Consider the following 19,703-nt stretch of genomic DNA (forward strand, 5'->3'; position numbering starts at 1 on the left):
TCCTATGTTTAAAGAAATTTTTACCCGGCTCATTCGCCATTTACCTTCTCGTCTGGTCCATCGCGATCCGTTGCCTGGTGCGCAACAGACAGCGAATATTCCGATCCCGCCTTCCTTAAGCGCGCATTGCCTGAAAATGGCGGTGATGCCAGAAAAGGAATTATGGAAAACCTTCGGCACGCATCCAGAAGGGTTAAATCAGGCGGAAGTGGAATTAGCCCGCGAACAACACGGTGAAAATAAACTACCCGCGCAACAACCGTCGCCGTGGTGGGTACATTTGTGGGTCTGTTATCGCAACCCCTTTAATATTTTGCTCACGATCCTCGGCGGCATTTCTTACGCCACGGAAGATTTATTTGCCGCGGGCGTTATTGCGTTAATGGTAGCTATTTCTACGTTGCTGAACTTTATTCAGGAAGCGCGCTCCACCAAAGCAGCAGATGCCCTGAAAGCGATGGTCAGTAATACTGCGACGGTGCTGCGCGTAATTAACGATAAAGGCGAAAATGGCTGGCTGGAGATCCCGATCGATCAGCTGGTGCCTGGCGATATTATTAAACTGGCGGCGGGAGATATGATCCCGGCAGATTTACGTATTTTGCAGGCGCGGGATCTGTTCGTCGCCCAGGCATCGTTAACCGGTGAGTCTCTGCCCTTGGAAAAAGCTGCAACCACTCGCCAGCCAGAGCACAGCAATCCGCTGGAGTGCGATACCCTGTGTTTTATGGGCACCACCGTGGTGAGCGGTACGGCACAAGCAATGGTGATTGCCACAGGTGCCAACACCTGGTTTGGTCAACTGGCGGGGCGTGTCAGCGAGCAGGAAAGCGAGCCGAATGCTTTTCAGCAAGGGATCAGTCGCGTCAGTATGCTGCTGATTCGCTTTATGCTGGTGATGGCGCCTGTGGTGCTGTTGATCAACGGGTACACCAAAGGCGACTGGTGGGAAGCGGCACTTTTCGCGCTTTCAGTGGCGGTGGGCTTAACGCCGGAAATGTTGCCGATGATTGTCACCTCGACGCTGGCGCGTGGAGCAGTAAAACTGTCGAAACAGAAAGTGATCGTCAAACATCTGGATGCGATTCAGAACTTTGGTGCAATGGATATTCTGTGCACTGATAAAACAGGCACCCTGACGCAAGATAAAATTGTGCTGGAGAATCATACCGATATCTCCGGTAAAACCAGTGAGCGCGTGCTGCATAGCGCGTGGTTGAACAGTCATTACCAGACCGGACTTAAAAACCTGCTTGATACGGCGGTGCTGGAAGGTATAGATGAAAAGTCAGCGCGCTCGCTGGCCAGTCGTTGGCAGAAAGTGGATGAAATTCCTTTTGATTTCGAGCGTCGCCGGATGTCGGTGGTAGTGGCAGAAAATGCCGAACACCATCAACTGGTGTGCAAAGGCGCATTGCAGGAAATCCTCAATGTGTGTTCGCAGGTGCGTCACAATGGCGCGATTGTTCCGCTCGATGACACCATGCTGCGTAAGATTAAGCGGGTTACAAATACGCTTAATCGTCAGGGGTTGCGTGTGGTGGCGGTGGCGACGAAATATCTGCCCGCGCGTGAAGGGGATTATCAGCGGATTGATGAATCCGACCTGATCCTCGAAGGATATATTGCTTTCCTTGATCCGCCAAAAGAGACAACCGCTCCGGCACTGAAGGCATTAAAAGCGAGTGGAATTACCGTCAAAATCCTTACTGGCGACAGTGAGTTAGTGGCGGCGAAAGTGTGCCATGAAGTGGGACTAGATGCGGGAGAGGTGGTAATTGGTAGTGATATTGAAACGCTAAATGACGATGAACTGTCAAGCCTGGCGCAACGTACCACACTGTTTGCCCGCCTGACGCCGATGCATAAAGAACGCATCGTGACCTTGCTAAAGCGCGAAGGGCATGTGGTTGGCTTTATGGGCGATGGTATTAATGATGCGCCCGCCTTACGCGCTGCGGATATCGGCATTTCTGTGGACGGTGCGGTAGATATTGCCCGTGAAGCGGCTGATATCATTCTGCTGGAAAAAAGCCTGATGGTACTGGAAGAGGGGGTTATTGAGGGACGCCGAACTTTTGCCAACATGCTGAAATACATCAAAATGACGGCCAGTTCTAACTTCGGTAATGTGTTCAGCGTGCTGGTGGCGAGTGCATTCTTGCCCTTCCTGCCGATGTTGCCGTTACACTTGCTTATTCAAAACCTGCTGTACGATGTGTCACAGGTGGCGATCCCGTTTGATAATGTCGACGACGAGCAAATTCAAAAGCCGCAGCGTTGGAATCCGGCGGATTTGGGGCGCTTTATGATCTTCTTCGGACCGATCAGCTCGATCTTCGATATTCTGACGTTTTGCCTGATGTGGTGGGTATTTCATGCCAATACGCCGGAAACGCAAACGCTGTTTCAGTCGGGCTGGTTTGTGGTGGGATTACTGTCGCAAACGCTGGTTGTGCATATGATCCGCACCCGCCGTGTGCCGTTTATTCAGAGTTGTGCGTCGTGGCCATTAATGGCGATGACCGCGATCGTGATAGTCGTGGGGATCGCGTTGCCGTTTTCACCGCTGGCGGGTTATCTGCAACTGCAGGCACTGCCGTTAAGTTACTTCCCGTGGCTGATTGCGATTCTGGCAGGGTATATGGTGTTAACGCAGTTGGTTAAAGGGATTTATAGTCGTCGTTACGGCTGGCAGTAAAGAATTAACTGGGCATGGTGGCCCGGATTCAGATTGCAGACAAAGTGAGCTTTGTTCATGCCGGATGCGGCGTAAACGCCTTATCCGGCCTACAAATTCAATAAATTGCAGGAATCACGTAGGCCTGATAAGCGTAGCGCATCAGGCGATTTTGCTTTTGTCATCAGACTTAATCCGGGCATGATAGCCCGGATTTCCATCAAGATTAGCGACGAACAGCGATCGCTTCGATCTCAATCTTCACGTCTTTCGGCAGACGTGCAACTTCAACGCAAGAACGTGCCGGGAAGGTGGCATTGTGCTCGGTAAAGAACGCTTCGTAAGTGGCGTTTACGGTTGCGAAATCGTTCAAATCTTTCACAAACACGGTGGTTTTAACGATATCGCCCACTTTCAGACCTGCCGCTTCCACGATCGCTTTTACGTTATCCAGCGACTGACGCGCCTGTGCAGCGACGTCTGCCGGTACTTCGCCAGTTTTCGGGTTTACCGGGATCTGACCGGAAGTGATGATCATACTGCCCAGATCAACGCCCTGAACATACGGACCGATAGCTGCGGGTGCATTTTCCGTCGCGATAGTTTTGCTCATGATTTCTCCTTTATTACAGCGGTAAAAAGTCTGGCTCATTATAGGGAGCCTGACATTTATTACCAACCGCAATTAATTGGCCAGCACCACATTATGCGAAAACTCTTTTTCACAATATTTGCATTTGAGCGCAATATCATTGGCGCGTTTTCTCACGGCAAAGCTGGAAGAAACCGGTTCTGCATGGCTGATACAGTTGCTGTTCGGGCAGACCAGCACATTATCAATACGTTCCGGCAGACTGGGGCGTGATTTGCCGACCACTTCATAGTTGTCGATACGGTTTACCGTGGCTTGCGGTGCATACAGTGCCAGTTGGTCTACTTGATCTTCACTTAAAAAGGTATTTTCGATTTTGATCAGATCCTTGCGGCCCATCTCGCCGGAAGGTAGGTTCAGACCGATGGTGATGCGCTGATCGGTTTCGGTTAACTTGAACAAGCTCAACAGCTTAAATCCGATCTGGGCGGGGATATGGTCAATTACCGTGCCGCGTTTAATAGCTTCAACCTGCAATTTATTATCGTGTGTCATCTCTATTTCCCCTTACAGTACCAGATCGCGATTCAGAACCAGTGCCAGTAACGCCTGGCGAGCGAAAATCCCATTGCCTGCTTGCTGGAAGTACCAGGCGTGCGGCGTTTTATCGACATCCGTCGCAATTTCATCAATACGCGGCAGCGGATGCAGCACTTTCATATTGGCTTTGGCGTTGTGGAGATCGCTGGCGCGCAGGACAAACTGTGCTTTTACGTTGGCGTATTCGGACGGGTCCAGACGCTCTTTTTGCACGCGAGTCATATACAGAATGTCCACTTCCGCCATCACTTCTTCAATGGAACTATGCAGACTCCAGGCGATACCTTTTTCATCGAGCATATCCAGAATGTATTGCGGCATTGCCAGCGCGTCCGGCGCGATGAAGTAAAAACGGTTGCCGTCGAACTTCGCCAGCGCCTGGGTCAGGGAGTGAACGGTGCGACCATATTTCAGGTCGCCGACCATTGCGACGCGAAGATTGTCGAGACGTCCCTGGGTTTCCTGAATGGTGAACAGATCCAGCAAGGTTTGCGTCGGATGTTGGTTGGAGCCATCACCGGCATTCAGTACCGGTACATTGCCGGAAAATTCGGTTGCCAGGCGTGCCGCACCTTCCTGTGGATGGCGCATCACAATCGCATCGACGTAAGTGCTGATAACCGAGATGGTATCAGCCAGCGTTTCCCCTTTTTTTCCCAGTGAGGTGTTTGCGCTGTCAGAGAATCCCACCACACTAGCGCCCAGGCGGTGCATCGAGGTTTCGAAAGAGAGGCGGGTGCGGGTTGATGCTTCGAAGAAGCAACTGGCAATCACTTTATGTTTCAACAGTTCTGGTTGCGGGTTCGCTTTCAGTTTCGCCGCTGTCGCCAGCACCAGATTAAGGTCATCGCGACTAAGGTCGTTTATGGAAATGATATGTTTTTGATATAGCGGATTAGCCATCTTTTATCTCCTGACGCCTGGGCAAAAAAAAGCCCCTCGATTGAGGGGCTGGGAATAGGTGAACAACGGGAAGAAAAACGGCAGGCCAGCGTCTTTTTTCAGACGCGGTAAGACAAAATGTCGAACACACTGAACCATACATCCTCCCGGCAAATTGTCCGGCATTATACTCAGCCAGAAAGTGGGATCAAGCAATCAATGCAAAAAATTGCCCAGGTAAACGATTGTGGTGAATTTATATGCTTTAAAATTGAGTTTTTAACAAAATTTGTTTTTGTGGTAGGCGGGCATAAAAACATGCTCTGGCGCAATCGGACAGCAAAAAATGCTGGTATGGCAGTAAGGAATTACGTATAACGAGAGAAATGAAACATTGTTTTAATTGAGGAATGAAAAAGATGATCATCGGAAATATTCATAATCTCCAGCCGTGGTTGCCAGAAGAGTTACGCCAGGCCATTGAACATATCAAAATGCACGTTACGGCAGAAACGCCAAAAGGTAAGCATGATATCGAAGGCAATCGTCTGTTTTATCTTATCTCTGAAGATATGACTGAGCCGTATGAAGCGCGTCGCGCGGAGTATCATGCCCGCTATCTCGACATCCAGATTGTGTTAAAAGGGCATGAAGGAATGACTTTTAGCACACAGCCTGCGGGTACGCCGGATACTGACTGGTTAGCTGATAAAGACATCGCCTTTTTGCCTGAAGGTATTGAAGAGAAAACAGTTATCCTTAATGAAGGCGATTTTGTTGTGTTTTATCCGGGTGAAGTGCACAAACCGCTGTGCGCAGTGGGTGAGCCTGCTCAGGTTCGCAAAGCGGTTGTTAAGATGCTGATGGCTTAAGCGAGTACCTGCCGGTGGCGACGTGAAGCCGCCTCCGGTACTGAAATTATTTGGCAAGCGTCGCGACCATTACCGCTTTGATAGTATGCATACGGTTTTCCGCCTGATCAAAAACAATGCTGGCGGGAGATTCGAAAACCTCGTCTGTTACTTCCATCCCACCATGTAGGCCAAATTCTTCAGCCATCTTTTTGCCAAGCGTTGTTTGGTCATCATGAAACGCGGGCAGACAGTGGAGGAATTTGACCTCCGGGTTACCAGTTAACTGCATCATCTTGCTATTCACCTGATAATCACGCAGCAATGCAATCCGTTCAGCCCATTTCTCTTTTGCTTCACCCATTGATACCCACACATCGGTATAGATAAAGTCAGCACCTTTAACGCCAGTCGCGACATCTTCTGTCAGGGTAATATTCCCGCCATTTTGTTGTGCCAGGGCGCGGCATTCCGTAACCAGCGAAGATTCTGGCCAGCATGCCTGTGGCGCCACCAGACGCAAATCCAGACCGGTCAGCGCGGCCGCTTCCAGCATCGAGTTCCCCATGTTATTGCGGGCATCTCCGGCGTAGACCAGCTTCATCTCATTAAACGCTTTACCCGGTAAATGTTCTTGCATGGTCAGCAGATCTGCCAGCAGTTGCGTGGGGTGGAACTCATTGGTCAGCCCATTCCATACCGGGACGCCAGCGTATTCCGCCAGTGTTTCGACAATCTCCTGACCATAGCCGCGATACTGAATACCGTCATACATGCGGCCAAGCACGCGGGCGGTATCTTTAATTGACTCTTTATGGCCAATCTGGCTGCCGCTCGGGCCGAGATAAGTAACGCGAGCGCCCTGGTCATATGCGGCAACTTCGAAAGAGCATCGGGTACGGGTTGAGTCTTTTTCGAAGATGAGCGCGATGTTTTTACCGGTGAGTCTGGCTTCTTCTTTACCGCTTTTTTTATCTGCTTTTAGTTTAGCGGCTAGCTGGAGCAAGGTGTTGAGTTCAGCTGGCGTGAAATCAAGTAATTTCAGGAAATGCTTATGATAAAACCCGGACATAGATCCCTCCTGTGGCTTACGCCATAATGAATTAAAATTCAATTTATATGTATGAATATTCATTTGCAAGCCTAAAGCATAAAACTTTGTCACAAAGGTGGAGGCAATGTCAGTGGTGTGTGACAATAAGAGTATCAGCAGGACATTAAGAGGAATAAGTCATGGCAAACCCGGAACAACTCGAAGAACAGCGTGAAGAAACACGTTTGATTATTGAAGAATTACTGGAAGATGGCAGCGATCCGGACGCGCTGTACACCATCGAACATCACCTTTCCGCAGACGATCTGGAAACCCTGGAAAAAGCAGCGGTTGAAGCGTTTAAACTCGGTTACGAAGTGACCGATCCGGAAGAGCTGGAAGTGGAAGATGGCGATATCGTAATTTGCTGTGACATCGTCAGCGAATGCGCGTTGAATGCCGATCTGATCGATGCCCAGGTTGAGCAATTGATGAACCTGGCAGAGAAATTCGACGTTGAATACGACGGTTGGGGGACTTATTTTGAAGATCCTAACGGCGAAGATGGCGACGATGAAGATTATGTCGACGAAGACGATGACGGTGTTCGCCATTAATTAATTGATTAAAATGCCCGATAGCACACACTAGCGGGCATTTTTTTAGAGTTCGCGCAACATCCGCACTTCACAATCAACATGGCCCGTGCAGCCAAGTGCATAGTCGATATGTTGAAAACCTAAATGTTCATACAAACCAATCGCTTCTTTCAAAAAAGCGGTCGTTTCCAGATAGCAGCGTTTGAAGCCCATTTCTCGTGCCTGCTCCATCGCCATTAAGGCCAGTTTTTTCGCCAGCCCTTTGCCGCGAATGGCGGGAAGAAAATACATTTTCTGCAGTTCGCAAATGTCCGATTCACTACCTGCTAATGGCGCAATCCCGCCGCCGCCCACCACTTCGCCATTGTGCTCAACTACCCAATAGGCATGACCGGGCTGACTATACACTTGATACAATTCGTCGAGATTGGGATCGGCGACGGTATAGCCTTTATCAGCGGTAAGACCGTACTCTGCGGACACCTGGCGGATGACGCTGGCGATGGCGGGATTATCGGCGGCGGTAAGTTTGCGCAAACGGAGCGCGGGCGAAACGACAACATTCATAGCATAGCTCAATTTCAAATGTATGATTTATAGCTCCCTTTAATACCACCCTCGCTTATGTGGTGCAAGAAGAAGATAAATCAGAAAATATTAAGCATATATCGCTTAGATAAAGCGTATTCTAGGTGGTCCAGTATCAATTGACTGGAATTATTATCTATATGAATGGAATTTATTTTAGGGATATAGTTCATGAATGGTGTAAACGTCGGGAAAGATAATCCTCGTCACGCATTTGTTTTTACAGGCAAGGGTAGTGAGTATTTTCTTATTTGTCTTGTGAATTTTTTACTGACAATTATTACTCTGGGGATATATGGGCCGTGGGCATTGATAAAATGCCGTCGTTATATTTATCAACATGTGACACTCAAGGGGCAACCATTTAGTTATAAGGGAACAGGTGGTGCCATTTTTGTTAGCATGTTACTTATTGTGGCGGTTTATCTTCTCAGTATTTCTTGTTTTGCAGGCCAACACTTTGCGCTCGGTTTATTCCTGTTTGCTCTCTTGATCTGCGGTATTCCTTGCATGGCAGTGAAGAGTCTGCAGTATCAGGCGAACATGACCTCGCTGAATGACATTCGCTTTGGCTTTAACTGCTCAATGCTTCGTGCATGGTGGGTTATGTTAGGTCTGCCTGTTCTGTTGGCGTTAGCTTTTTGGCTCGCACTGCACCTTATTGCGCAAGTGACGACATCGATAGGTGGGTTAATCTTTAACTTAGTGGTCTTAAGTTTGCTTTCCGTCATCGGACTGGGTGTTATCAATGGTATTACCTATAGCAAGTGGATGCCATTACTGGGTAATAACGCGACTTTTGGTGTCCATCAATTTTCCATTAAGGTCAACGTAAAAGAATGCATTAAAGGCTGTATGCTCGCAATATTAACCATGGTTCCTTTCATCATTGTGATTGGTATTATGATTGCGCCAGTATTTCAGCAGTTAATGATGATGACCATGTTGGGTAGGTCTGATGCGGGCAGGGAGCTAGTATTGCAATATTACCCGCAGATTACGGCTTCTTATTTCCTGTATTTTGTCGCGATTCTTGTTTTTGCCAGTTATCTCTATGTCACGTTACGCAATCTGTTTTTGAATAATCTGACACTGGCAAATGGCACTATTCGTTTTCATTCATCTGTTACCGCGATCGGTATGCTTTTGCGCATGTTGGCGGTATTAATGGGGTCCTCAATTACCTGTGGTCTGGCTTATCCCTGGCTGAAAATGTGGATGGTTAGCTGGGTTGCTAACAATACCCATGTCCAGGGCGACCTTGATTCGCTGGAGTTAACCAATGATGACAAACCGCAGGATAGCGGTCCGTTAATGTGGATATCTCGCGGTATTATGCCGTATGTTCCGTTTATCTAAATAAAAAGGCCGGAGCATGCTCCGGCCTTCGTTTTCTTCACAGTGTTGATTACAGCGCGGCGATAACTGCCTGCTGTTCAATCAGCTTCGCTTTCGCTTCCGCATAACCTTCCAGCTTTTCACGCTCTTTCGCGATGACCGCTTCCGGTGCGCGCGCTACAAAGCCTTCGTTCGCCAGCTTGTTCTCGATGCGGCTGATTTCACCTTCAATCTTTGCCACTTCTTTTGCCAGACGCGCCAGCTCATCTTCTTTGTTAATGAGGCCAGCCATCGGGATCAGCAGCTCTGCACCGTCGACGATCTTGGTAACGGAAACCGGACCTTTGTCATCGGCAGGCAGCACGGTGATGCTTTCCAGACGCGCCAGCGTTTGCAGGAAGCCACGGTTTTCATTTACGCGACGTTCTGCATCCGCGCTGCAACCACGCAGCAGCAGCTCCAGCGGTTTGCCCGGCGCGATGTTCATTTCTGCACGGATGTTACGTACCGCAACGATCGCCTGCTTCAGCCACTCAGTGTCGGCCAGCGCCGCTTCATCCACCTGAGACGCATCGTACTGCGGGAACGGTTGCAGCATGATGGTGTCGGCAGTGATGCCGCAAAGTACTTTCACACGCTGCCAGATGGTTTCGGTGATGAACGGAATGATCGGATGCGCGAGGCGCAGCAGACCTTCCAGCACGGTCACCAGCGTATGGCGAGTACCGCGCAGTTCGGCTTCGGTGCCACCGTTCATTACCGGCTTAGTCAGCTCCAGATACCAGTCACAGAACTGGTTCCAGGTGAACTCATACAGAATGCCTGCGGCAATATCGAAGCGGAAGCTGTCCAGCGCTTCGCGGTACGCTTTGATGGTCTGGTTGAACTCAGCCAGAATCCAGCGGTCCGCCAGTGACAGTGTCATTTCGCCGCCGTTGAAGCCGCAATCCTGACCTTCCGTGTTCATCAGCACAAAGCGGCTGGCGTTCCACAGCTTGTTACAGAAGTTACGGTAGCCTTCCAGACGCTTCATATCCCAGTTGATGTCACGACCGGTAGAAGCCAGCGCCGCCAGGGTGAAGCGCAGCGCGTCAGTACCGTGCGGCTCAATGCCGTTCGGGAACTGCTTCTCGGTGCGCTTACGGATTTTATCCGCCAGCTGTGGCTGCATCATATTGCCGGTACGTTTTTCCAGCAGTTCTGGCAGCGAAATACCGTCAACCATATCCAGCGGGTCGATAACGTTACCCTTGGATTTGGACATCTTCTGGCCTTCGTCATCACGAATCAGACCGGTCATGTAAACGGTGTGGAACGGCACCTGCGGTTTGCCATTTTCATCTTTGATGAAGTGCATGGTCATCATGATCATGCGGGCAATCCAGAAGAAGATGATGTCGAAACCAGACACCATTACGCTGGTTGGGTGGAACTGACGCAGGGCGTCGGTGTTTTCCGGCCAGCCAAGCGTGGAGAAGGTCCACAGTGCAGAAGAGAACCAGGTGTCGAGAACGTCTTCGTCCTGACGCAGGGCAACATCAGCACCAAGGTTATTTTCTTTACGCACTTCGTCTTCGTTGCGGCCAACATAAACGTTACCCGCTTCGTCGTACCATGCCGGGATACGATGACCCCACCACAGCTGACGAGAGATACACCAGTCCTGAATATCGCGCATCCAGGAGAAGTACATGTTTTCGTACTGCTTCGGTACGAACTGAATGTCGCCGTTCTCAACCGCTTCAACCGCCGGTTTCGCCAGTACATCGGCACGCACGTACCACTGATCGGTCAGCATCGGTTCGATAACTACGCCGCCACGGTCGCCGTAAGGAACGGTCAGGTCGTGCGGTTTAATTTCTTCCAGCAGGCCAAGCGCGTCAACCGCAGCAACGATGGCTTTACGCGCAGCAAAACGCTCCAGTTTCTGGAACTCTGCCGGGATCTCGCTGGAATAAACATCAGATTCGTTACCTTTGGTATCGAACACTTGAGCGCTTTCACGGATATCACCGTCAAAGGTCAGGATGTTGATCATCGGCAGGGCGTGACGTTTACCGACTTCATAGTCGTTAAAGTCGTGCGCCGGAGTGATCTTCACGCAGCCGGTGCCTTTTTCCATATCGGCGTGTTCGTCGCCCACGATCGGAATACGACGGTTAACCAGCGGCAGAATGACATATTTGCCAATCAGATCTTTGTAACGCGGGTCTTCCGGGTTAACGGCCACGCCGGTGTCGCCCAGCAAGGTTTCCGGACGGGTAGTCGCAACCACCAGATAATCTTTACCGTCTGCGGTTTTCGCGCCATCAGCCAGCAGATAGCGGATGTGCCACATCGAACCTTTCGATTCGCGGTTTTCTACTTCCAGGTCAGAGATAGCGGTACGCAGTTTCGGGTCCCAGTTTACCAGGCGTTTGCCACGGTAAATCAGGTCTTCTTTATACAGACGGACGAAAACTTCTTTCACCGCATTGGACAGGCCTTCGTCCATGGTGAAGCGTTCACGCTCCCAGTCGACGGAGTTGCCGAGACGGCGCATCTGACGGGTAATGGTGCCGCCGGATTCCGCTTTCCATTCCCAGATTTTGTCGATGAAAGCTTCGCGGCCGTAATCGTGACGGGTTTTACCTTCTTCTGCGGCAATCTTGCGCTCAACGACCATCTGGGTAGCGATCCCGGCGTGGTCAGTACCGACCTGCCACAGGGTGTTTTTGCCCTGCATGCGCTGATAGCGGATCATGGTATCCATGATGGTTTGCTGGAAGGCGTGACCCATATGCAAACTGCCGGTGACGTTCGGCGGCGGGATCATGATGCAGAAACTTTCCTGGCTTTCATCGCCATTAGGCTTAAAGTAGCCCTGCTTTTCCCAGTGCTCGTAAAGCGGCTGTTCGATATCTTGTGGGTTATATGTCTTTTCCATTATTTCCAGGTTGCCGTATTCAGGTTGAAACCAGCCACGCGGTAGGCTTTATAGCGTTCGCGCGCCAGTTGTTTCAGAGAATCTTCATAAGGAACGAAGTCTACCACTTCTGTGAAAGCGGTGGCAAAATCTGCAAAGCTTGTTCGCAGACTAATCAATATATCGCGCGGGCTGCTGCTGCGTTTTTGCGGCCAGGCGATCTCCACCGGCGCACCGCCGCGCGGTCCTTCTCCCGCTAAATTATGCGGAACAAAGCTTTCTGCCGGACGCGCCCACAGGGCTTCATCCAGCCGGTAAGCCTGCTTTTCATCTTCACAGGCGATGAGCACGCGCTTACCACTGCGCCAACGTTCTGCGGCAATTTCACACACCAGCTGCTCAACGGCGCTTAAGCCATCGACGGTGGTGTCATTGTCCAGAAGGTAGAACGTTGCGTTTTTCATATATGGGGCTTCTTGTGGTGGATTTAAATATGCATCTGGTAATACACAGCATTGCCTGATGCGACGCTGCCACGTCTTATCAGGCCTACAAGTTCAGTGCTGTGTGTCGGTCGGATAAGGCGTTCACGCCGCATCCGACAATAACAGCGTTGCCTGATGCGACGCTGCCGCGTCTTATCAGGCCTGCGAGTTCAGTGCTGTGTGTCGGTCGGATAAGGCGTTCACACCGCATCCGACAATAACAACTTTGCCTGATGCAATTACTCTTCGCCGTTAAACCCGGCGCGATTCAACAGGAACTGTGCCAGCAACGCCACCGGACGACCGGTTGCGCCTTTTGCTTTACCAGAACGCCAGGCTGTTCCTGCAATATCCAGGTGCGCCCAGTTGTACTTGCGGGTAAAGCGCGACAGGAAGCAACCTGCGGTAATCGCCCCGCCAGGACGACCGCCAATGTTCGCCATATCGGCAAAATTGGACTCCAGTTGTTCCTGGTACTCGTCACCCAGCGGTAAACGCCATGCGCGGTCACCGGATTGTTCAGATGCAGCAATCAGCTCATGGGCCAGCGGGTTATGGTTCGCCATCAGACCGGTAATGTGATGACCCAGCGCGATAACGCAAGCACCGGTCAGCGTCGCCACGTCAATCACCGCTTCCGGCTCAAAACGCTCAACGTAAGTTAACACGTCGCACAGTACCAGGCGGCCTTCGGCGTCGGTATTCAGCACTTCTACGGTTTGACCGGACATGGTGGTTAACACATCGCCCGGACGATAGGCACGCCCGCCAGGCATGTTTTCGCAGCCTGCCAGCACGCCGATAACGTTAATCGGCAGTTGCAGTTCCGCGACCATCCTCATCACGCCATAAACCGCCGCCGCACCGCACATATCGTACTTCATCTCATCCATGCCTTCTGAAGGCTTGATGGAGATGCCGCCGGAGTCGAAGGTTAAACCTTTACCGACCAGCACGATAGGGCGTGCATCTTCCGACGCGTTGCCTTTGTACTCAATCACCGACATCAGCGATTCGTTTTGCGAACCCTGACCGACTGCCAGATAGGAATGCATCCCCAGCTCTTTCATCTGCTGTTCGCCGATAACGCGGGTAATAACATTCTTGCTGTAGCTGTCAGCCAGCTGGCGCGCCTGAGAGGCGAGGTAAGCGGCGTTACAGATATTCGGCGGCATATTGCCGAGATCTTTTGCTGCTTTAATCCCGGCGGCAATCGCCAGACCGTGCTGGATCGCGCGCTCCCCGCTGGTCAGTTCACGGCGGGTCGGCACGTTGAACACCATTTTACGCAGCGGACGACGCGGTTCGCTCTTGTTCGTTTTCAGCTGATCGAAACTGTAGAGTGTCTCTTTTGCCGTCTCGACAGCCTGGCGCACTTTCCAGTAGTTGTTACGGCCTTTAACGTGCAGTTCAGTCAGGAAGCAGACCGCTTCCATCGAGCCAGTATCATTCAGCGTATTAATGGTTTTCTGAATCACCTGCTTGTACTGGCGCTCATCCAGCTCACGTTCTTTACCGCAACCAATAAGGAGAATGCGCTCAGAAAGCACGTTCGGCACATGGTGCAGCAACAGCGTCTGCCCCGGTTTTCCTTCCAGTTCGCCTCGGCGCAGCAGGGCGCTGATGTACCCATCGCTGATTTTATCGAGCTGTTCTGCAATCGGAGAAAGGCGACGTGGTTCGAAGACGCCCACGACGATGCAGGCACTCCGCTGTTTCTCCGGGCTACCGCTTTTTACACTAAACTCCATGCACTACGCTCCTGAATCTTAAAGACAACGGCGGTGGCTACAGATAGAATTGCAAGCTTTCGTAACTCATGTCCGCTGTTGCGATGACTTCGTGTTAATCTTAACGTTATTACGGCATTGGCACGTCAGAACAAAATCTGAGAGGTGAATCCGTTGAGTATAATTATCTTAGCGACGATTTCGACGACTCAAGAGAATAAATGACGTTTAAGCCATGAAACAAGCTAAAATCCTGCAAAAGACGAGTTTTTACGGGCGTATTTAAAGTGATAATCATAAGATATCTGGTGCGGGAGACGCTCAAAAGCCAGCTGGCGATACTCTTCATCTTGCTTTTGATCTTCTTCTGTCAAAAGTTAGTGAGGATCCTCGGCGCAGCAGTTGACGGCGATATTCCGGCGAATCTGGTGCTCTCCCTTCTCGGGTTGGGCGTGCCGGAAATGGCGCAGCTTATCCTGCCATTAAGCCTGTTCCTCGGGCTGCTGATGACGCTGGGCAAACTGTATACCGAAAGTGAAATTACGGTAATGCATGCCTGCGGCCTGAGCAAAGCGGTGCTGGTGAAAGCGGCGATGGTTCTCGCGGTGTTCACGGCGATTGTCGCGGCGGTTAACGTTATGTGGGCGGGGCCGTGGTCATCGCGCCATCAGGATGAAGTGCTGGCAGAAGCGAAAGCTAACCCAGGCATGGCGGCGCTGGCGCAAGGGCAATTCCAGCAAGCGACTAATGGCAGCTCAGTGCTGTTCATCGAAAGCGTTGACGGCAGCGATTTCAAAGATGTGTTCCTCGCGCAAATTCGACCAAAAGGTAACGCGCGTCCTTCCGTGGTGGTGGCCGATTCCGGACATTTAACGCAACTTCGCGACGGATCCCAGGTCGTCAGCCTCAACCAGGGAACGCGCTTCGAAGGCACTGCACTGTTACGTGATTTCCGCATTACGGACTTCCAGGATTATCAGGCGATCATTGGTCACCAGGCGGTGGCGCTCGACCCGAACGATACCGACCAGATGGACATGCGCACATTGTGGAACACCGACACCGATCGTGCCCGCGCAGAACTGAACTGGCGTATCACGCTGGTATTCACCGTGTTTATGATGGCGCTCATGGTTGTGCCTCTGAGCGTGGTTAACCCGCGTCAGGGACGTGTCCTGTCGATGCTGCCAGCCATGCTGCTATATCTGCTTTTCTTCCTGATCCAGACCTCCCTTAAATCTAACGGCGGTAAAGGTAAGCTGGACCCGACGCTGTGGATGTGGACCGTTAACCTGATTTATCTGGCTTTGGCGATTGTTCTCAACCTTTGGGACACAGTACCGGTCCGCCGACTGCGCGCCAGTTTTTCGCGTAAAGGAGCGGTGTGATGCAACCTTTTGGTGTTCTTGACCGCTATATCGGTAAAACCATTTTCACCACCATCATGATGACGCTGTTCATGCTGGTGTCGCTCTCCGGCATTATCAAGTTTGTCGATCAGCTGAAAAAAGCCGGGCAGGGGAGTTACGACGCGGTAGGCGCGGGAATGTATACCCTGTTGAGCGTGCCGAAAGATGTGCAAATCTTCTTCCCGATGGCGGCCCTGCTGGGCGCGTTGCTCGGGCTAGGGATGCTGGCGCAGCGCAGCGAACTGGTGGTGATGCAGGCTTCTGGTTTTACCCGCATGCAAGTCGCGTTGTCAGTAATGAAAACCGCCATTCCACTGGTTTTGCTGACGATGGCGATTGGCGAATGGGTCGCGCCGCAGGGCGAACAGATGGCGCGTAATTACCGCGCGCAGGCGATGTACGGTGGTTCGTTGCTTTCTACTCAGCAAGGTTTATGGGCTAAAGATGGTGACAACTTTGTCTATATTGAGCGAGTAAAAGGTGATGAAGAGTTAGGTGGTATCAGTATTTATGCCTTTAACGAGAATCGTCGTCTGCAATCCGTTCGCTATGCCGCTTCCGCGAAGTTTGACCCTGAACATAAAGTCTGGCGTCTGTCGCAGGTTGATGAATCTGACCTGACCAATCCAAAACAGATAACCGGTTCGCAGACGGTGAGCGGCACCTGGAAAACCAACCTCACGCCGGACAAACTGGGCGTGGTAGCGCTGGATCCGGATGCGCTCTCCATCAGTGGTTTGCACAACTACGTGAAGTATCTGAAGTCGAGCGGTCAGGACGCCGGGCGCTACCAGCTTAATATGTGGAGCAAAATCTTCCAGCCGCTATCCGTGGCGGTAATGATGCTGATGGCGCTGTCATTTATCTTCGGTCCACTGCGCAGCGTGCCGATGGGCGTTCGTGTGGTCACCGGTATTAGCTTCGGTTTTGTGTTCTACGTACTGGACCAGATCTTCGGCCCGCTGACGTTGGTTTACGGCATCCCGCCGATTATCGGCGCACTGTTGCCAAGCGCCAGCTTCTTCTTAATCAGTCTGTGGCTGTTAATGAGAAAATCGTAACTTGATGAATGAATAAAGGGAGCTAAAGCTCCCTTTATTATTGTTAGCAAAGTGGCGTAGGCCTGATACGCGTAGTGCATCAGGCAAAGGCAAGCTGGTGTGAGAGAACACAAACAGCGCCTGACTTACCTTTTTCTCCCCCCAAGCAAACTCCCCAGCACACCGCGTACAATCTGATTCGTCACCTGGCGGGCGGCGCTTTTCGCCATTGTTTGCACCACGCCATCTTTCTTCCCGCCGCGTGGTCCGGTAGTGCCAAACAAAATATCCTTCAACCCACCCAGAATACCATCATCTTCACTTATCTCTTTCCCTTTGGCCGGAGGGGTATTTTGCTGCTCGGTACTTGCCTGTACGCCTTTTTGCAACATCTCATAGGCGGATTCCCGGTCCACGTCATCTTCATACTTGCCATACACCGGGGAGTGATTAATCAAGCCATTACGCTCATCTTCTGTCACCGGCCCCATCCGTGAACAAGGCGCGATCACCATCGCACGCTCTACCACAGAAGGGCTTCCTTTCGCATCCAGAAAAGAGATCAACGCTTCGCCGGTTCCTAGTTCCTGAATCGCCTTTTCCGTATCAAATGCAGGATTAGGTCGCATGGTTTGCGCTGCTGTCTTCACCGCTTTCTGGTCTTTCGGTGTAAAGGCGCGCAGAGCGTGCTGAACGCGATTTCCCAACTGCCCAAGCACGTTGTCTGGAATATCAGAAGGGTTTTGCGAAACAAACCAGACGCCCACGCCTTTTGAACGGATAAGCCTTATTACCTGTTCAATCTTATCCAGCAGCACCTGCGGCGCATCGTTAAACAACAGATGCGCTTCGTCGAAGAAAAACACCAGTTTCGGTTTATCCAGATCGCCTGCTTCCGGCAGTTGTTCATACAACTCTGAAAGCATCCACAACAGGCTGGCGGCGTACAGTTTTGGCATCTGGTAGAGTTTTTCGGCGCTAAGGATATTGATAACACCCTTACCGTTGGCATCGGTACGCATCCAGTCTTTGATATCCAGCATCGGCTCGCCAAAGAAATGCGTCGCCCCTTGCTGTTCCAGCGTCAGTAATCCGCGCTGGATGGCGCCAACCGATGCGCTACTGATATTACCGTACTGATTCTGGAATGATTTGGCGTTATCACCGATGTATTGGGTAATCGCCCGCAAATCTTTAAAGTCGAGAAGCAACAATCCCTGATCGTCAGCAATACGGAAAATGATATTCAGGACGCCAGATTGCACATCGTTGAGATTCAACAAACGCGCCAGCAACAACGGCCCGAGATCCGATACCGTTGCCCGCACTGGATGACCTTTCTCACCAAAAATATCCCATACCACCACTGGATTAGCATGTGGTTGCCAGTCGTTGACGCCGATATTTTTCAACCGAGCGAGCAGTTTTTCCGAGGTGGTACCTTCTGCCGCAACCCCGGTCAAATCACCTTTTACATCGGCCATAAACACCGGTACGCCGATTTCTGACAGAGATTCCGCCAGTTTTTGCAGCGTGACAGTTTTACCTGTCCCCGTTGCGCCAGTAATCAGTCCGTGACGGTTAGCCATAGCGGGTAGTAAAAACAGTTCTGTGTCCGGCGTGCGGGCAATTAAACGTGGTTCGCTCATGAGATTTCCTCCAGTTCCCTGTCTGGAGTATAGGCACGGTTAAAAAGTTTTCACCACTAAATTCAGCCGATTGCGAGATATCTTAAAGGCCTGGCAGAAGCGACCCAACAAAGTCTCCGCAATTCATAATTGTAGGCACCGCACCTTGCCAGAAGTTGGTCTGATTATCGCGAATACAGGCGCCGCAGTGACCACTGCTGCGTGGCGCTACCCTGGGCAACCACGCGGCGAATCACCTTATGTTCGGCAAGTAGCGGATATTGCGAAAATCCCTATTCGTTATTGATTATCGACATGCTTTTGTCGTCCTCTGGTGTTGCCCGGGAAGTGTAGAGCATGGTAGGACGGGGCCTGGAGTGTGACAAAGGTTACATATCGCTGAGTGTAATGCTGAAAATTTCAGCACTTAGCAAAGTGGGAGCAAGCTGGCGCTTGCATGGCGGCGCGTGGCAGGTATAATCCACAACGTTTTCCGCATACCTCTTCAGTGCCGAAGTGGCGAAATCGGTAGACGCAGTTGATTCAAAATCAACCGTAGAAATACGTGCCGGTTCGAGTCCGGCCTTCGGCACCATTAGTTTGCAATAGCTTGTTTTTCAACGAGTTATGGTGAAAACCCTGTCTATTGCTACTAATATTTTCCCGTAATCTATTACCCTGAACTGCCGCTATGGTTGATGATTGTAATGGGAGATCTTAACTGTAACGGCCTGTAGTTGTACAGCTCGAACAGGTATTAAGAACTCGAAGCTGATGACGATACCACGTCTATAAATCCTTCCAAAGCAGACTAACTAAGCATTCAAGCCCGATGTGCTGTCTTCCTGTATCTGAATTTTAGATCTGAATGGCGGCGTAAACAGGTCTATGGTGGTGCGTACCTGTATACGATATGCAGGCTCTACCAGCGTCTCAGCCACGCTCCCGCAAGGGTACACGGTTATCCTGATAAGTTAGCCAGTCTGTACATAAGCCGTTTGAGGCTGTCGCTTTGCTCCGCTGGTCGCTAGTACCACCAACGGGGCTTTATGGCTTCTTTTGTTTAAGTTCTTAGTGAGAATGGATTGATTAGGCATAATTTATTAACTGGAAGCTCTCTAAGTTTCCGTTGAGCATCCGCCATCATTTCTCCGTTTACATTAGTATCTCTCCTTGAGATCTCTTGATTCAATTCGGCAAAAACATGCATCACTGTTGCTCCTGCTTTCTTATGGTTTAGAGATAGGAGATCTGATGATATTAATGCTAGTTCAGGGAGGCTGTCGTGGTTCCGATAACCATCTCCCTGTATATAATCAATATGTAGTGGCATAGTGAATTTG

At 50.9% G+C, this 19,703-nt stretch carries 20 protein-coding genes, 1 tRNA gene and 1 pseudogene; 10 read left to right on the forward strand and 12 right to left on the reverse strand.

Annotated features, from left to right (window positions below; genetic code table 11):
• Nucleotides 1–4: 4 nt before the first annotated feature.
• Entirely contained in the window at nt 5–2,701 is a 2,697-nt protein-coding gene (gene mgtA, locus D9734_RS06005; protein WP_130206072.1) for a magnesium-translocating P-type ATPase, read from the forward strand.
• A 205-nt stretch (nt 2,702–2,906) separates the two neighbouring features.
• Here the strand turns inward: mgtA and D9734_RS06010 are convergent, their stop codons facing one another.
• The 4 genes from D9734_RS06010 to pyrL all read right to left on the reverse strand — a co-directional run bounded on the left by D9734_RS06010 (nt 2,907) and on the right by pyrL (nt 4,913).
• Entirely contained in the window at nt 2,907–3,293 is a 387-nt protein-coding gene (locus D9734_RS06010) for an enamine/imine deaminase (protein ID WP_000047542.1), read from the reverse strand.
• 72 nt (nt 3,294–3,365) lie between these two features.
• Entirely contained in the window at nt 3,366–3,827 is a 462-nt protein-coding gene (pyrI, locus tag D9734_RS06015) for an aspartate carbamoyltransferase regulatory subunit (RefSeq protein WP_000148581.1), read from the reverse strand.
• 12 nt (nt 3,828–3,839) lie between these two features.
• Entirely contained in the window at nt 3,840–4,775 is a 936-nt protein-coding gene (pyrB, locus tag D9734_RS06020; protein WP_000013052.1) for an aspartate carbamoyltransferase, read from the reverse strand.
• A 3-nt stretch (nt 4,776–4,778) separates the two neighbouring features.
• Nucleotides 4,779–4,913, reverse strand: a complete 135-nt coding sequence (gene pyrL, locus D9734_RS06025) for a pyr operon leader peptide (RefSeq protein ID WP_032341226.1) — start codon at nt 4,911–4,913, stop codon at nt 4,779–4,781.
• On the opposite strand from pyrL, the gene D9734_RS06030 reads away from it, so the two are divergent.
• The gene (locus tag D9734_RS06030; protein WP_130206074.1) at nt 4,893–5,132 is read left to right on the forward strand and encodes a hypothetical protein; all 240 of its coding nucleotides are present in this window, start codon (nt 4,893–4,895) and stop codon (nt 5,130–5,132) included. The genes pyrL and D9734_RS06030 overlap by 21 nt on opposite strands.
• Before the next feature lie 41 nt (nt 5,133–5,173).
• Nucleotides 5,174–5,626 carry a toxin-antitoxin biofilm protein TabA gene (gene tabA / locus D9734_RS06035; protein ID WP_130206076.1) on the forward strand — a complete coding sequence of 151 codons (453 nt, stop codon included), beginning with the start codon at nt 5,174–5,176 and terminating at the stop codon, nt 5,624–5,626.
• 46 nt (nt 5,627–5,672) lie between these two features.
• Here tabA and argF read toward each other — a convergent pair whose 3' ends face one another.
• On the reverse strand, nt 5,673–6,677 hold the full coding sequence (argF, locus tag D9734_RS06040) for an ornithine carbamoyltransferase (RefSeq protein WP_130206078.1): 1,005 nt from the start codon (nt 6,675–6,677) through the stop codon (nt 5,673–5,675).
• Between the two features lie 161 nt (nt 6,678–6,838).
• Here argF and rraB point away from each other — a divergent pair, with 161 nt between their 5' ends.
• A complete protein-coding gene (rraB, locus tag D9734_RS06045) occupies nt 6,839–7,255 on the forward strand; it encodes a ribonuclease E inhibitor RraB (RefSeq protein WP_130206080.1) in 417 nt (138 codons plus the stop codon).
• 45 nt (nt 7,256–7,300) lie between these two features.
• Here the strand turns inward: rraB and D9734_RS06050 are convergent, their stop codons facing one another.
• Complete coding sequence (locus tag D9734_RS06050) at nt 7,301–7,804, reverse strand: GNAT family N-acetyltransferase (RefSeq protein WP_130206082.1); 504 nt, start codon at nt 7,802–7,804, stop codon at nt 7,301–7,303.
• 192 nt (nt 7,805–7,996) lie between these two features.
• Here D9734_RS06050 and D9734_RS06055 point away from each other — a divergent pair, with 192 nt between their 5' ends.
• A complete protein-coding gene (locus D9734_RS06055) occupies nt 7,997–9,184 on the forward strand; it encodes a DUF898 family protein (RefSeq protein ID WP_130206084.1) in 1,188 nt (395 codons plus the stop codon).
• Nucleotides 9,185–9,233: 49 nt separating this feature from the next.
• Here the strand turns inward: D9734_RS06055 and valS are convergent, their stop codons facing one another.
• The 3 genes from valS to pepA all read right to left on the reverse strand — a co-directional run bounded on the left by valS (nt 9,234) and on the right by pepA (nt 14,304).
• A complete protein-coding gene (valS, locus tag D9734_RS06060; RefSeq protein WP_130206086.1) occupies nt 9,234–12,089 on the reverse strand; it encodes a valine--tRNA ligase in 2,856 nt (951 codons plus the stop codon).
• Nucleotides 12,089–12,532, reverse strand: coding sequence for a DNA polymerase III subunit chi (gene holC / locus D9734_RS06065; protein ID WP_000786399.1), 444 nt, complete (start codon nt 12,530–12,532; stop codon nt 12,089–12,091). Before holC ends, valS begins: the two co-directional genes overlap by 1 nt.
• A gap of 260 nt (nt 12,533–12,792) precedes the next feature.
• Entirely contained in the window at nt 12,793–14,304 is a 1,512-nt protein-coding gene (gene pepA / locus D9734_RS06070) for a leucyl aminopeptidase (RefSeq protein WP_000397144.1), read from the reverse strand.
• Nucleotides 14,305–14,457: 153 nt separating this feature from the next.
• Here pepA and ytgA point away from each other — a divergent pair, with 153 nt between their 5' ends.
• The 3 genes from ytgA (at nt 14,458) to lptG (ending at nt 16,753) form a co-directional block, all read left to right on the forward strand.
• The gene (ytgA, locus tag D9734_RS23485) at nt 14,458–14,508 is read left to right on the forward strand and encodes a protein YtgA (protein WP_211180521.1); all 51 of its coding nucleotides are present in this window, start codon (nt 14,458–14,460) and stop codon (nt 14,506–14,508) included.
• A gap of 62 nt (nt 14,509–14,570) precedes the next feature.
• Complete coding sequence (gene lptF, locus D9734_RS06075; protein ID WP_105290081.1) at nt 14,571–15,671, forward strand: LPS export ABC transporter permease LptF; 1,101 nt, start codon at nt 14,571–14,573, stop codon at nt 15,669–15,671.
• A complete protein-coding gene (gene lptG / locus D9734_RS06080) occupies nt 15,671–16,753 on the forward strand; it encodes an LPS export ABC transporter permease LptG (RefSeq protein WP_105290080.1) in 1,083 nt (360 codons plus the stop codon). The genes lptF and lptG overlap by 1 nt, the downstream gene beginning before the upstream one ends.
• A gap of 125 nt (nt 16,754–16,878) precedes the next feature.
• Here lptG and D9734_RS06085 read toward each other — a convergent pair whose 3' ends face one another.
• Nucleotides 16,879–18,381 carry a helicase HerA-like C-terminal domain-containing protein gene (locus D9734_RS06085; RefSeq protein WP_130206088.1) on the reverse strand — a complete coding sequence of 501 codons (1,503 nt, stop codon included), beginning with the start codon at nt 18,379–18,381 and terminating at the stop codon, nt 16,879–16,881.
• 109 nt (nt 18,382–18,490) lie between these two features.
• Nucleotides 18,491–18,677, reverse strand: a pseudogene (locus D9734_RS06090) (alcohol dehydrogenase); the annotation flags it as partial.
• A gap of 40 nt (nt 18,678–18,717) precedes the next feature.
• Here D9734_RS06090 and D9734_RS23695 point away from each other — a divergent pair.
• Both D9734_RS23695 and D9734_RS06095 read left to right on the forward strand, forming a co-directional pair.
• Nucleotides 18,718–18,840, forward strand: coding sequence for a hypothetical protein (locus D9734_RS23695; protein WP_276320411.1), 123 nt, complete (start codon nt 18,718–18,720; stop codon nt 18,838–18,840).
• Nucleotides 18,841–18,870: 30 nt separating this feature from the next.
• Nucleotides 18,871–18,955: transfer RNA gene (locus D9734_RS06095), tRNA-Leu, on the forward strand.
• A gap of 468 nt (nt 18,956–19,423) precedes the next feature.
• On the opposite strand, the gene D9734_RS23345 is transcribed toward D9734_RS06095, so the two are convergent.
• Nucleotides 19,424–19,703 (reverse strand): hypothetical protein (locus D9734_RS23345; RefSeq protein ID WP_205712812.1); only part of this gene is annotated, 280 nt, incomplete at its 5' end.

Origin of the sequence: Escherichia sp. E14S1, assembly GCF_004211995.1 — a bacterium.
Classification (GTDB): Bacteria; Pseudomonadota; Gammaproteobacteria; order Enterobacterales; family Enterobacteriaceae; genus Escherichia.